This window comes from Pseudomonas sp. W3I7, assembly GCF_030816095.1.
GTDB lineage: Bacteria > Pseudomonadota > Gammaproteobacteria > Pseudomonadales > Pseudomonadaceae > Aquipseudomonas > Aquipseudomonas salomonii.
The window spans coordinates 5,550,525-5,565,118 of the sequence record NZ_JAUSXP010000001.1; the positions used below are offsets into that span (position 1 = coordinate 5,550,525).

The window sequence follows — 14,594 nt, forward strand, 5'->3', positions numbered from 1 at the left end:
TCACACCGGCCGACTTCAGACAGACAGCCGCAGGCTGCTGGCCGTGTTGTTTACGATTGATTGATGGAATTTGTCATGTCCAGGTTTTCTGCTGACTCCCGTTTGGGATGTACCCCCGTTCTCGCCGTTCTGTGTGGCGCGTTGTTGGCATCACACGCGCAGGCTGAGGATCACGAACTGAGCCCCACGGTAATCACCGCGATCGCCCCCAGCTCGCCGCTCACCGTTGTCACCAACCCCAAAGACCCACGCCAACCGGTGCCCGCCAGCGACGGCGGCGACTACCTCAAGACCATCCCCGGTTTCGCGCTGGTGCGCAACGGCGGCACCAATGGCGACCCAGTGCTGCGCGGCATGTTCGGTTCGCGCCTGAATATCCTCACCAATGGCGGCATGATGCTCGGCGCCTGCCCGGGGCGGATGGATGCGCCCACCTCGTATATCTCACCGGAAACCTACGACAAGCTCACCGTGATCAAAGGCCCGCAAACCGTGCTCTGGGGGCCTGGCGCGTCCGCCGGCACCATCCTGTTCGAGCGTGAGCCCGAGCAATTCGGCGAGCTGGGTACGCGGGTCAATGCCAGTGTGCTGGCCGGCTCCAACGGGCGCTTCGACAAGGTGATCGATGCCGCCGCCGGTGGGCCGTTGGGCTATGTGCGGGTGATCGGCAATCAGGCTCACGCCGATGACTACAAGGACGGCAACAACCACACCGTCGCTTCGCGCTACGACAAGTGGAATGGCGATGTCGCCGTCGGTTTTACGCCCGACGCCGACACCCTGCTTGAGCTCACCGCCGGCCGTGGCGATGGCGAAGCGCGCTACGCCGGGCGCGGCATGGATGGTTCGCAGTTTCTGCGCGAAAGCCTGGGGCTGCGCTTTGAAAAATCCAATATCGGTGAGGTACTGGATAAGGTCGAAGCGCAGGTCTACTACAACTACGCCGACCATGTGATGGACAACTACAGCCTGCGTACGCCGTCGGGCACCGGCATGATGGCCGGGCCGATGGCTTCCAACGTCGACCGCCGCACCCTCGGCGCACGCATCAAGGCGACCTGGCGCTGGGCCGATGTGCAACTGATCAGCGGCCTGGATGCGCAGACCAATGAACATCGCCAGCGCAGCAGCATGGGCATCGACACCTACAAGGATCTGCCACGGGTCAAGGACGCCAACTTCCACAACTACGGGGTGTTCAGCGAACTGACCTGGTACGCCGCCGAGCGTGATCGGTTGATCACCGGCGCGCGCCTGGACCGCGCCTCGGCCAAGGATTTGCGCCAGCGCACGGGCTCAGGAATGATGTCGCGCCCCAACCCCACCGCCAACGACACCCGCGTCGACACGTTGCCCTCGGGCTTTGTACGTTATGAGCATGACCTGGCCGACACGCCCACCACTGTCTACGCAGGGCTCGGCCATTCGGAGCGTTTCCCGGATTACTGGGAGCTGTTTTCGCCCAACACCGGCGCGGTCGGTTCGGTGAATGCCTTTGACGGCGTGAAGCCGGAGAAAACCACCCAACTCGACTTCGGCGCGCAGTACAAAACCGCCGACCTGGAAGCCTGGGCCTCGGGTTATATCGGCCGGGTGCAGGACTTTATCCTGTTCGACTACAAGCCCGGCATGATGGGCACCACGTCCCAGGCCCGCAACGTCGACGCGCGCATCATGGGCGGTGAATTGGGCGCGGCGTACAAGCTGACCCAGCACTGGAAGGCCGATGCCAGCCTCGCCTATGCCTGGGGCAAGAACACCAGCGACGGCAAGGCGCTGCCGCAAATGCCGCCACTGGACGCACGTTTGGGCCTCACCTACAGCCAGGACGACTGGAGCGCCGGCGCCTTGTGGCGTGTGGTCGCAGCGCAAAACCGCATCGACCAGAACAAGGGCAACGTGGTCGGCAAGGACTTCGACAAAAGCAGCGGTTTTGGCGTGTTCTCGCTGAACGCGGCGTACCGCATCAATAAAAACTTCAAGGTCAGCACCGGCGTCGACAACCTGTTCGGCAAAGCCTATGCCGAGCATTTGAACCTGGCCGGTAACGCAGGTTTCGGCTACCCGGCCAACGACCCGCAAGCCATCAAGGAGCCAGGGCGTACGCTTTGGACCAAGGTGGACATGAGCTTCTAAGAGCATCGCGGGCAAGCCCCTCCCACACTTGGATTGCATTCATTCCCCTGTGGGAGCTGGCTTGCCTGCGATAGCGGCCTGACAGACAAAAAATATCTAAAGCCTTTGCGGAGCCCCTGATGACCACCCCAAAAATTTCCTTCTACAACCTGGCCTGGCGCTGGCACTTCTACGCCGGCCTCTTCGTCGCCCCTTTCATGGTACTGCTGGCCCTCACCGGCATCATCTACCTGTTCAAACCCCAGCTCGACCCGCTGATGTACGGCCACCTGCTCAACGTGCAAAGCGCCGAGCACGCCCTGAGCGCCGACGAACAACTGCAACGCGCCCAGGCAGCCTTTCCCCAAGGCAAAATCAGCAAATACCTGCCACCCGCAGACGCCACCAGCAGCGCGCAATTGGTGATGCACAACGATGGCCGCGAAGTGACGGTATTCGTGGACCCGTATCGCGGCACCGTCCTTGGTGAACAGGATGCCAAATACAACCTGCAAGCCATCGCCCGCGCGCTGCATGGCGAACTGATGATCGGCACCGTGGGTGATCGCCTGGTGGAACTCGCCGCCGGTTGGGGCGTGATGCTGGTGGTGTCCGGCGTGTACCTGTGGTGGCCACGCGGCAAGTCTTCGGCGGGCGTGTTGTGGCCACGGCTCAACAGCCGTGGCCGAGTGTTCTGGCGCGATATGCACGCGGTCGCCGGTTTCTGGGGCGCGGCATTTTTGCTGGTGATGCTGCTCAGCGGCATGACCTGGACCGGTTTCTGGGGCAAACAATATGCCGAGCTGTGGAATAAGTTTCCGGCGGCAATGTGGAACAACGTGCCGCAGTCCGACCAGCAAGCGCGCAGCCTCAATACGGCGAGCCAGCAGACCGTGCCGTGGGCCATGGAGAACACGCCAATGCCGATGTCCGGCGGGCATGCCGAACATATGAACCATGGCGCCATGCATTCAGGCCCTGCCGCGCCGACTGTGCGCCTGCAACAAGTGGTCGACCTGGCCAACGCACGCAAGGTCGAACCCGGCTACAGCATCACGTTCCCCACCACCGCCGAAGGCGTGTTCACCGTCGCGGTGTTCGCCAACGACCCACGCAATGACGCGACCCTGCATGTGGACCAATACACCGGCAAAGTGCTGGCCGATGTACGTTGGGAACACTACAACCTCGTCGCACGCGCCACCGAAACCGGCGTGATGCTGCATGAAGGCAAGATGTTCGGCTGGGTCAATCAGCTGATCGTGCTGGTGATCTGCCTGATGATTCTGCTCAGTGCGGTGAGTGGCGTGGTGATTTGGTGGAAACGTCGGCCACACGGTGGGCTGGGCGTTCCGCCCTTGCGCCATGACCTGCCCAAGTGGAAAACCGCGATGGTAATCATGCTCGCACTGGCGATTATTTTTCCGCTGGTGGGCGCTTCGTTGATCGTGGTGTGGGCATTGGATCGCCTGGTGCTGGCGCGCCTTTTCAACCAACGTGAATCTGCCTCAGGTTCTGCATGAGGCAGGCGAGATGCCCACGCCAGAGGCTTTCTGTAGGCTTGCGCGACTTTTGTCGCGCAGCCAATAAGTGTTAACTTATAACACTTTCTGCGTTATCGTTGCTCGCCGCGCCCTGCGGCGAGCACACCCTTTCAAGAAGCGATTGATCGACCGATGAACAAGTACCTTGCGTGCGGCGTATGCCTGCTCGCCCTGCACAACAATGCCCAGGCGTTGACCCTGCCCGCCAGCCCCGTGACCGCGCCCGCCGTGGATGAAGAACGTGTCGACCTGAACACGCCGACCACTGCCGGTTCGCGCCTGAACCTCACCGCCTTGCAAACCCCGGGCAGCGTCGAGAGCCAGACCGGCGAGAAGATCCGCGAACGCGGCGACGCCAGTGTGCAGGACGCCATCTCCCGCGCCACCGGCATCAGCCGCACCGGCTCGCCGGGCGACGGCGGCACGTCATTGCAGGCCCGTGGTTTTACCGGGCAGAGTTCGGTATTGCAGCTGTACGACGGGCAGCGCATGTTCGATGGCGCAGGCACGTCCACCTTCCCGGTGGACACCTGGTCGGTTGAGCGCGTGGATGTGCTACGCGGTCCGGCCTCGGTGATGTACGGCCAGGGCGCGACCGGTGCGGTGATCAATACCATTGCGAAGAAGCCGTTCAGCGGCGAGATCGAAAACCATGTGCGCCTGGGCTACGGCTCCGATGACCGCCAGCAGCAAGCCCTGGACAGCGGCGGCTCGCTGACTGACACCCTGAGCTACCGCCTGAACGTCAACCGCCTGCGCAGCAACGGCTTCATCGCACGCGGCGACTCCGCCAGCGATTTCGTCAGCGGCGCGCTACGCTGGCAGCCGGCCGACAACCTGAGTTTTACCCTGGCCCACGACTACGGCGACCAGAGCCCGCAGAACTATTACGGCACGCCGCTGATCAACGGCCAGCTGCACAAAGGCCTGCGCGACAAAAATTACAACGTCAGCAACGACAAACAGCACTACAACGACCAGTGGACGCGCCTGACCAGCGAGTGGCAGATCAACGATAACGTCAGCGCCACCAACGAGCTGTCGTACCTGAAAAACCAGCGCCGCTGGCAGAACGCCGAGAGCTACAACTACGTGAATGGCGGCCTGGTGCGCCAGGACTACCTGGGCATCAAGCACGACCAGGAACAGGTCGGTGACCGCCAGACGTTCACCTTCAAACACACGCTGTTGGGCCTCGACAGCCAGACGGTGACGGGCGTCGAGTACAACCGTATTCGCTTTCGCCTGGCCAGTAACGCGCCGTTCGATGACGTGCCGGGCGGCGGCCAACCCGTGGACATTCAGCACCCGGTGCCGCAGCCGTTTGAAAGCAGCAGCCCATTCATCCCCCAAGCGGTCACCACCACCAAGCAACTCGCGGCCTTCGCCGAAAACCGCCTGCAATTGACCGACAAACTCTCGCTGATCACTGGCGCGCGCCGCGACTACCTGCATATCGATAGCCATGACCTGACGGCCGCGAACCAAGACTCCGACAAGACCCTGACCGGCAACAACTGGAAAGCCGGCCTGGTCTACGCAATCACCCCGAACACCTCGGTTTACGGCCAGTACGCCACCAGCACCGACGGTGTCGGCAGCCTGATCAGCCTGAGCCCGAGCCAGCAGCAGTTTGGTTTGTCCACCGCCAAACAGGCCGAAATCGGCTTCAAGCAGGCGTTCTGGGACGCGCGTGGCGAATGGACCCTGGCGGCTTATCACATCGTCAAAAAGAAACTGTTGGTGAGCATTCCCGGTACCACGCTCAAGGAGCAAGTCGGCCAGCAATCCTCCAACGGCCTGGAAGCCAGCCTCGACCTGCAACTGCCCAACGCCTGGCAGTTGCAAGCCAACGCGGCCATTGTGCGGGCGCAGTACGACGACTTTTCCGAAGTGGTCAACGGCCAGGCGATTTCCCGTGACGGCAATCGCCCGGTTGACGTGCCCAACCGCACCGCCAACCTGTGGTTGAGCAAGGCGGTGACCGATGATATTCGCGCCGGTGCCGGTGTGCGTTACGTCAGCGCCCGTTATGCCGACACCGCCAACAGCAGCGAAGTGCCGAGCTACACCGTGGCCGACGCCACCGTATCGTGGAAGGCGATGCGCAATACCACCCTGGGCCTTGAGCTGAACAACCTGTTCAACCGCACCTACGCCGTCAGCCAGTACAACAATGGCCAACAGTGGATACTGGGTGAGCCGCGTTCGTTCTTCGTCACGGCGGACTACACCTTCTAACCGATACACAGCTCCCACCATTAACTGTGTTGAATTTGAGAATATTGATGGCCTCACTCACCCTCACCGACCTTGGCTGGACCCCACCGGGTCACGACCACTGCAACCACCGCTTCCAGCTGCGGGATGCCGGCCTGCAGGTTGGCGCGGGCGAGTTTGTCGGGCTGATCGGCCCCAACGGCAGCGGCAAGACCAGCCTGTTGCGCTGCGCTTATCGCTTCAGCAAACCCGAACGCGGTGACGTGCTGCTCGAACACCAGAACGTGTGGAAGCAAAGTGCCAAATGGTGCGCACAACGCATCGCCGTGGTGTTGCAGGAGTTCCCCGACACCTTCGGCCTGCGCGTGGACGAAGTGGTCGCCATGGGCCGCACGCCCCACAAAGGTTTGTTCGACGGCGACACACTGCACGACCAGCATCTCATCCGGCAGGCGCTGGAATCGGTCGGCATGCACGGCTTTGAAGACCACGCGTTCGCCACGCTCTCGGGCGGCGAAAAACAGCGCGTGATCCTCGCCCGCGCCCTGGCGCAGCAGCCGCAATTGTTGATCCTCGATGAGCCGACCAACCACCTCGACCCGCGCTATCAGCTTGAGTTACTCAGGCTGGTCAAACGCTTGAACATCGGCACCCTGGCCAGCATTCATGACCTGAACCTGGCCGCGGCTTACTGTGATCGTTTGTACGTGATCAACCACGGGCGCATTGTCGCCAGCGGCACGCCCCATGAAGTGCTGACCGCCGAGTTGTTGCGTGATGTCTTCGGCGTCGAAGCCTTGATCGACACTCACCCTTTGGCCGGCTACCCCCGAGTCACCTGGATAACCCAACCATGATCCTGCGCTCCCTGTTGTCTCTCGCGTTGTTGTTCGGCACGGCCCAAGCGTTTGCCGAAGCCACCCATTACCCGGTGACCGTCAAAAGCTGCAACCGCGACGTGACCTTCCAGGAAGCGCCGAAACACGCAGTCAGCCACGACATCAACATGACCCAGATGATGCTCGCCCTGGGCCTCAAGGATCACATGGCCGGCTACAGCGGCGTCACCGGCTGGAAGTCGGTGACGCCGCAAATGGCGGGGATGCTCGACGGCCTGCCGGAACTGGCGAGCAAGTACCCGTCGGTGGAAACCCTGCTCAACGCCAATGTGGATTTTTTCTTCGCCGGTTGGGATTACGGCATGCGCGTGGGTGGTGATCTCACGCCGCAAACCTTGCAGCCACTGGGCATCAACGTCTACGAGTTGACCGAGTCCTGCGCCTTCGTAATGAAGCGCCCGGCGGCGACCCTGGACGACACCTATAACGACCTGCGCAACCTGGGCAAGATCTTCAACGTTCAGGACCGTGCCACGGCCTTGATCGCGCAGATGCAGGCGCAAGTGGCCGAGGTGCAACAGCACCTGCCCGCCGACAAGCCTCGGGTGTTCCTCTATGACAGCGGTGAAGACCGCGCCATGACCTCCGGCCGCCTGGGCATGCCGCAAGCACTGATCACCGCTGCCGGCGGGCGCAATATCCTCGATGATATCGACGCCAGCTGGACCCGCGTCAATTGGGAGACCGTGGTGGAGCGCAACCCGCAGGTGATCGTGATCGTCGATTACAGCGAAATCACCGCCGCGCAGAAAGAACAATTCCTGTTGGATAACCCGGCGTTGCAGTCGGTGGACGCCATCAGGAATCAGCGCTTTATCGTGATCCCGTATGTGCAGGCCACGCCGGGCATCGACAACGTGCTGGCGGTGGAAACCCTGGCCAAAGGGTTCCACGGCGAATGATCAGCCGCCGCTATGCCCTGCTGTTGAGTGCGCTTGGCGCGTTACTGCTGGTTTCTTGCGTGATCTCGCTGGGGTTTGGCTCGGCGCGGGTGCCGGTAGACGTGGTATGGCGGATTTTGCTCAACAAGGCCTTCGGCCTCGGCGAGGTCAACTGGAGCACTGGCCATGAACATATCGTGTGGCTGATTCGCGTACCGCGCATGTTGCTCGGTGCGCTGGTCGGCGCCGGGTTGGCATTGATCGGCGCCGTGTTGCAGGCGGTGACGCGCAACCCGCTGGCCGACCCGCACCTGCTCGGCGTGACCTCCGGCGCCACCCTGGGCGCGGTGATCGTGGTGCTGCACGTGGGGGAAGTCGTCGGCTTGCTGACCCTGCCGATCGCTGCCTTTATTGGTGCGCTGCTGAGCATGCTGGTGGTGCTGGCCGTGGCCAGCCGTAACGGTCGCCTAGAGAGTGATCGCCTGCTGCTGTGCGGCGTGGCCGTGTCATTCGTGATGATGGCGGTGGCCAACCTGCTGCTGTTCATGGGCGACCATCGCGCCGCCTCGGCGGTGATGTTCTGGATGCTCGGCGGCCTGGGCCTGGCGCGCTGGGAACTGCTGGCGATTCCGACTGCGACCGTGCTGCTGGGGCTGTTGATACTGGTGGGCATGGCGCGGCCGCTGAACGCATTGATGGCTGGCGAACAGACCGCCGTGACCCTGGGCATGAACGCACGTTCTGTGCGCTTGAAGGTGTTTCTGGTGGCGTCGTTGATGACCGGTGTGCTGGTGTCCATCAGCGGCTCCATCGGCTTTGTCGGGCTGATGGTGCCGCATATTGCGCGGCGCCTTGTGGGCGCCGAACACCGGCGTTTATTGCCGGTGTGCGCGCTGCTGGGCAGCCTGTTCCTGGTGTGGGTGGACGTCGCGGCGCGCACCCTGATCGCCCCCGAAGACTTGCCCATTGGCGTGGCCACGGCGGCGATTGGCGGGCTGTTTTTTATCGGGTTGATGCGCAAGCGCTGAACTCAGAGTTCGTCCCGTTGCCGTTCATACCAGAACGGTTCCGGTTCCGGTTCCGGTTCCGCCTCGCTCCACTCCTCACCCAATGGCCCAGCCACTCTCCAGAAGGCATCGGTGACCAGCACTGACAATTTGCCCAAGGTTCGCAATCGCGCGACGAACACACGGGGCACCGGTGCCATACCCGGAGCAAGCAACCGGTCTTCAGATGCCGTAAATGCCGGCACATACTTGAGCAGCGCACCACCGCGGCAGGACAGATAACAACTCTTGGCGTCAGGGGCATTCGCCCTGGCGACCGACACGTAGCCGTAAAGATCTTCCTTGGAAACGAAGTTACCCAACAGTTCTTTATCTATCGTTTCAAAGCTGGATGTCGATGCAATGGCTTTATAGAACGCCTGCACAGCGGCGATTTTGTAGGTGCTCAGTATATTTTCAGGCGGTACATCAAACCCGGCATGATCAGCCCAGAACAACAATTCCAGGGTACTGGTACTTCCCGTACTCTGATCTTCCACCGGGTCGAGCGCGACGTACCCCGGCGTTTGCCCCGGCACCAGCACAGCGCCCAGGTACTGCTTGCCCTTGAACGGCGCAACCAGGCCTTGGGCATAGCGGGCCGCATCATCGGAGTAAGTAAACAGCGGGCCACAGAACGAATGAAAATGCGGATCGTCGGCAAAAGCAAACGGTGCTTTATTCGGCACCCAATGCTCAGTGACCCTCTCTTTCTTACCCCAGACCTCACTGGTCACCCGGATGTACAACGTCCCCGCGCCCGCAAGGCGGCGCACATAATCACGTACCGTAAGGGAGCCATCGAGCAATTGTGTGCGTTCGATATGTGCCTTGCTCGTCCATGGGTACAACGGCGCCGCTTTGGGAAACGCATACGTGAGCATCGCACCGTCGCTGCACAACAGATACAACGTCGGAACACTGCCGTTACGGGCATAGGTGACAACGTTGAGTGCCTTGGCGATGTATTGGGGCGGGAAAAAACTGCGCGCCATTTCATCATTGCTACCGGCGATGGCCTCGGTCGAAGCACAGAGATACAAACCATCAAACACATAGCCCTGCGGCAATTGGCCGTCGATAAAGACCTGTTTGAAATCAGCAAAATCGTCTCTGACTAGCGCCAGGGTTGCCTTATAGAACGGTTTGTTAGTCGACTTGAGTACGTAACCGAAGGCCACCTCGGTTTGAGGCGTCCATAGGCGTTGAACGTAACGAACGGCATCGGCCGCCCGGGTGAAAATCGGGCTGCAGGGCGCGTCCATGAACACTGCGCGAATATCCCCAGGATGGGTTGGCGGTATATTCGCCACAAAATCCCCGGCCAACTTTCTGGGCGGGCCCCATACCCGATCGCCTTTTATCACACTCAGGTGGCCGGCGTTCACCACCTCGGTGATGAAGTCCTGCGGCGAGAGCGTGCCACTGCGCAGTTGCTGTTCAATACTGTTTTCAGCGTAATCACCCTTGACCTTGTTCAGTGGCGCCAGACGCGTCTTGAGCCGCTCCTCCTCGACAGAGCCCGACAAGTGGTAACTGAGGATCGAGCCATTGGGGCCAAACACATACTCACGGTTAAGGTGGGCCTCACGATGCAACAGGTTTGACAATACCGCCGTCGGTATCATGGTTTGGTAGATCGCTTTTTGAGTGACGGACAGCAACAACGGCGCCTCTTGATCCATCAAAGACCGATAGCGCGCAACAATCGTACTGTTCGCAGGGTAAAGCGCTAAATCAGCAGCCCGATCCGGGTATATCCAGTGTAGTGCCAACCCCTGGGGTGGTAGCGGCAGTGGTTCCGTCGAGACAAACAGACCATTTCCCAGCCTGAGCACCACCCCGGCAAAACGCCGATGGTATCCGTTGTTCACCCTGGAGGCTGCGTAGCGGGCGGCATCGTCGGCACTCGCGAAGTTGGGGCTCAAACGCCGCGGCATCAGGGTTGCGTAACTGGTCCAGGCAGGGGTGACCGGGCCTTTTTTGTCCCAGAACTGGCTGGTACGTACCACATGAAGCATTCCCTTCAACGCCCACGCACCCAGGAAGCTCTGGGGTGTCTGCTCGCCGGAGTCCAATGCCTGCTGCGCCTGCGTCAACAATGTATCCGCCGGGCCGCCACTTTTGACATCGAGGAGCGGCGGCTCATACCGCAACAGCGCGCCATCGAGGGTTGAAAAGTAAACCGACAGGTTGCTCTGGCCACGCCGAGTAGCGGCATACAGGGCAGAGAACAATACTGTTGGCGTGACAAAAAACAGCGTCAACCAGGCGTTCGACGTATTTTGCCCGGTACGTGACCATTGCTGCGAGCGAAACAGCCCATGCAATATGAACCCATCGGGCAGCTGGTAACCTCCCTCGGGCTTGAGCTCAAACAGGCTGTTGAGATTGAACAGTTTGTTCTCACTGACAACGCCCACTACCTCGCTGGCAATGTATTGCTCCTTGTCCTTGTGTTTGAGGATGAAAGCAAAACAGGCCGCCTGCGCGAAGTTACGCGCATGCACACGTCCGTGCAGGTTACCGGCCGCCTCATCGGCACTGGCAAATACGGCACCGTAGGTGGTGTAGTCGGGTGGGCCCGATCTTGGCGCGTAGGAATAGTTAGGCGTCCAGTCGTTGTAGACCACCGAACGCTGGCCCCATAACGGGTTGCCCTGAATGATCTTGAGGTCCCCTGCCTCGGCCAGCCGCCGGACCCAATCGGCAGGCCGGATCTGCCCGCTGTCGAGGCGCTTGCCGAGGCTGTTGTCGCCAGCCTGCGGGCCGATATTGGCCAGCAACACCTGTTCCTGCGGCGAATGATTGGGGGTGTACTCCAACAGGCAATCACTGGCTCCCGACAGGTACGCCACGCGACCGGCCGGAATGATCGAGTACATTTCATCATCGGAGAACACTTGCAGGTTGATCTGCGCCTCGTCATGCGTCCAGCCACGCTGCGCCACCCAGGCCGGGCTCACCATCGACAGAGCCGTGTGGGAACCATAGCGCGCATGCAACACATAGGGTTCCGGCGGGATTAACGGCCCTTTACCGTCGCGTGGAAAAAACAGCGTGAAGGCAAAGGGGTTGGCCGCACTTGACACGGGCTCAGTGATAACAAAACGGCCGTCTTCGCCCTTGAGTATATAACCGCCGTAATGGCCGCTACGCCAGTTGCCGATTTGCTCATGGGCATACACCGCGGCATCGCGCGCCGAGAGAAACGAACGGCTCAACGTTGCCTTGTAGTACGACACCAACAGGCGATTATCCACTGGGCCCACCTGCCGCCACAAGCCGCCCGCCTGAACCACCGACAGATCGGTCGCGCTAACGACCCGACGTACATAAGCGCGTGGGCTTAACGTGCCATCGAGCAGGCCGGCTTGCGCACCGTTATCGTGCAGCTCTCCGGCACTGGATTCCTGCACCAGCTCGGAGGTGGCCGTGGCCTCTGGCACTTTTAATGCCAGCAACGCTGAATCCGAGGCCTGCATGTACAGGGTCAAGCCACGGGCCGGGTTCTGGATCGCCAGGGTCGCCCGGGCCTGGCGGGCAGCGGCCACCACCTGCGATGGAGTAAAGAAGGCGCTGGCCAACCAGGTTTCCCGGGCCGCAATTTCGTGGGTCTCGTACCAACTGCTGAAGTAGATAGCCTCCAACCGGTATTGGGAAGGCAGTCGCAACCCGCCATCACGGCGTTTGGGGAATAGATCAATAGGCGAAAACAGCGGTTCACTCTTGGGTACCGCCAGCGTCGCTGCGTAGATATTTTCACGCGTATGCTTGAGTACAAATCCAAATTTTGCGCCAGTATCGCCGGGGCCAGCGAGTGAAAGCGCACGCATCACGGCATGCTCGGGTTTTGAGTAGGCCCCGGTGAAAAAGGGTAGCTGCGCCTGCGCCGTCGCGGGGGTCCTGATGCGCCAGCCTTTAGAGATACGTCCGCGAACACCGCCCCAAACCGGGTGTGGCATCACGACCCAAAGCTCGCCGGCCTCGGCCAGTTTCCAGATGACCTTGGACTCAAAACCACTGGCGGTCTTGTCCTCCACGCCCCGCAGCTCTTGGTCATACGCTCTTTCAAGCGCCGAGCCATTGCTGACATATTTGAGCAGCACATCATCCGGCCCTGAAAGATAGTGAACCTTGGCGAAAGCTCGGTTACGGAAGCTGAAGCGCAGGTCCGGCCTTGAATAGAAGTTGGCACGTAGCAGCAACTGATCATCGCTGTTATCGGGGTAGTTGATTTTGGCTTGCGCGATATTAGTCGTGGGGTGGGAGTGATAAAACGCCTCGGCGCTGTAATCATCAGGGGCGATGAAGTTGCCATCACTGTCCCTGGCCAAGAGGAGACCATGTTCGAACACCGCTCGGCGGTCCGGTATGGGATGAGTGGCATAGTAGCGATGACCCCGCTTGAGAATCACACCTCCATATTCGACGTCGCGTCGTTCACCGATCACCTCATGTGCCCAACAGGCAGCGTCATCGGCAGTGATGAAGGCCGGGCTCAATTGCGGCTCGGGAATCTTGGAAAAAGGCCGCCAGACTTTGTCCACTGCACCTTTCTTGTCCCAAATATCGCTGGTGCGCTCCACACTCAATGGGCCCGCCTCGGCCACCTGTTTTACGAACGCCTGTGGCAGCAGTGTTCCCGCCTGCAGCAGCGCCTGTATGCCGTTATCCGTCACGCTACCGTCCGCCGCCTGAGCGAAAAGTCGAGACTCGGCGTCGGAGCCAGAAAAGCCATAGCGTAAAACGGCTGCGTCACTTGTGCGGATGTACAGCGAGCCGGCAGAGGCAACAGGTAGCGCCTTGGCAAACCTGCGGTAGGCGACAATGTGCGTTGCCAAATCCAGCGGGCTAATAAAACGCTGGTACAGCCAGGCTTGTATCAGCGGGTAAGGCTCGGGTACAGGACTTGAATCAACGTACATGCCGTGCAGCGCCCATCCGGGCGGCAGTGGCGGCAACGTATCTGCGGCCAGCCACCCCAGCATCTGCGCAGGCTCCGGCTGGGACACCGCATACTCAGCCCGGCCTTCGCCTTGCGCCTTGATCACGATGCCGATTTGGCGTGCGGGCGCGGCAACGGGTTCACAAACGTTAATCGCAGCCTGAACTTCGGTGAATACCCCGGTAAACAAAGGCTGAGGGGTTGGCGCACCGCTGCTGAAGGGTTGGAACACCACCCAATCTGCCGGCACGTCGCCTGCCGATCCGCCCCACAGTGCCGTGGGCACAATCAAGCTCAAGGTACCCAGCGTCGAGAGTTTTTTGACGAATGTGCTGAACGGACCAAACAGGGCAACTTTGTTATTGCGGGGCCTTCCTGCTTTTATCCAGAGCGCAAAGCTGCGCTCTTCAACGGAGCCACTCGAAGCGTATCGGATCAGCGAGCCGTCGGGGCCGGACAAATACGCGGCCGGGAAGAAATCGCGGTTATTAACCCCATGCCAAAAGTCGCCATCGGAAAAAAAACTCAAAAAAGCTTTGACCGTCTTACTGTCAAAGTTCGGATTGGCCTTCTGAGTCAGCGCATGGTCCGCAGGATGCGAATGGTAGGAGGCCACACAGGTGTAACCCTTGGGTTGCTCAAATTGGCCATCGGCGCTGACCGTCAGTACCTCGCGCAGATCAAACTGCATCCCCTTGCCGGGCACAGGCTCGGTAGCATGATACCTGCCCGTATATTTCCTCAAAATAACCCCGCCGTACTCCTTGTCTCTGCGCGCACCTATTTTTTTGTGCGCCCAATAAGCGGCATCGGCTTCGTTAATGAATCCTGGGCTGACGGCGGGTAAACGGGTAGTCCCTCGGTTTGAACTGGCTGCGCGCTCCTCGCGCGACAAATTGATGGTCATGGCAACGTCCCTGAATAGTGAGAACCGCCTCAGT

Annotated in this window: 7 protein-coding genes; 6 read left to right on the forward strand and 1 reads right to left on the reverse strand. The window is 60.7% G+C overall.

Annotation, left to right across the window (positions count from 1 at the left end; genetic code table 11):
• The first annotated feature begins 75 nt into the window (after window positions 1–75).
• The 6 genes from QF043_RS25715 (at window position 76) to QF043_RS25740 (ending at window position 8,687) form a co-directional block, all read left to right on the forward strand.
• On the forward strand, window positions 76–2,136 hold the full coding sequence (locus QF043_RS25715; RefSeq protein WP_307420648.1) for a TonB-dependent copper receptor: 2,061 nt from the start codon (window positions 76–78) through the stop codon (window positions 2,134–2,136).
• Between the two features lie 119 nt (window positions 2,137–2,255).
• Window positions 2,256–3,638, forward strand: coding sequence for a PepSY domain-containing protein (locus tag QF043_RS25720; RefSeq protein WP_307420649.1), 1,383 nt, complete (start codon window positions 2,256–2,258; stop codon window positions 3,636–3,638).
• A 153-nt stretch (window positions 3,639–3,791) separates the two neighbouring features.
• Complete coding sequence (locus tag QF043_RS25725) at window positions 3,792–5,900, forward strand: TonB-dependent siderophore receptor (RefSeq protein WP_307420650.1); 2,109 nt, start codon at window positions 3,792–3,794, stop codon at window positions 5,898–5,900.
• 47 nt (window positions 5,901–5,947) lie between these two features.
• Complete coding sequence (locus tag QF043_RS25730; protein ID WP_307420651.1) at window positions 5,948–6,736, forward strand: ABC transporter ATP-binding protein; 789 nt, start codon at window positions 5,948–5,950, stop codon at window positions 6,734–6,736.
• Complete coding sequence (locus QF043_RS25735; RefSeq protein WP_307420652.1) at window positions 6,733–7,680, forward strand: ABC transporter substrate-binding protein; 948 nt, start codon at window positions 6,733–6,735, stop codon at window positions 7,678–7,680. The genes QF043_RS25730 and QF043_RS25735 overlap by 4 nt, the downstream gene beginning before the upstream one ends.
• A complete protein-coding gene (locus tag QF043_RS25740) occupies window positions 7,677–8,687 on the forward strand; it encodes an iron ABC transporter permease (protein ID WP_305457394.1) in 1,011 nt (336 codons plus the stop codon). The genes QF043_RS25735 and QF043_RS25740 overlap by 4 nt, the downstream gene beginning before the upstream one ends.
• A gap of 2 nt (window positions 8,688–8,689) precedes the next feature.
• Here QF043_RS25740 and QF043_RS25745 read toward each other — a convergent pair whose 3' ends face one another.
• A complete protein-coding gene (locus tag QF043_RS25745; protein WP_307420653.1) occupies window positions 8,690–14,560 on the reverse strand; it encodes a DUF4329 domain-containing protein in 5,871 nt (1,956 codons plus the stop codon).
• Window positions 14,561–14,594: the final 34 nt, after the last annotated feature.

Excerpts from the sequence above, each read along its gene's own strand:
- QF043_RS25715 (WP_307420648.1), top strand. The coding sequence starts at position 76 with ATGTCCAGGTTTTCTGCTGACTCCCGTTTGGGATGTACCCCCGTTCTC.
- QF043_RS25720 (WP_307420649.1), top strand. The coding sequence starts at position 2,256 with ATGACCACCCCAAAAATTTCCTTCTACAACCTGGCCTGGCGCTGGCAC.
- QF043_RS25725 (WP_307420650.1), top strand. The coding sequence starts at position 3,792 with ATGAACAAGTACCTTGCGTGCGGCGTATGCCTGCTCGCCCTGCACAAC.
- QF043_RS25730 (WP_307420651.1), top strand. The coding sequence starts at position 5,948 with ATGGCCTCACTCACCCTCACCGACCTTGGCTGGACCCCACCGGGTCAC.
- QF043_RS25735 (WP_307420652.1), top strand. The coding sequence starts at position 6,733 with ATGATCCTGCGCTCCCTGTTGTCTCTCGCGTTGTTGTTCGGCACGGCC.
- QF043_RS25740 (WP_305457394.1), top strand. The coding sequence starts at position 7,677 with ATGATCAGCCGCCGCTATGCCCTGCTGTTGAGTGCGCTTGGCGCGTTA.
- QF043_RS25745 (WP_307420653.1), bottom strand. The coding sequence starts at position 14,560 with ATGACCATCAATTTGTCGCGCGAGGAGCGCGCAGCCAGTTCAAACCGA.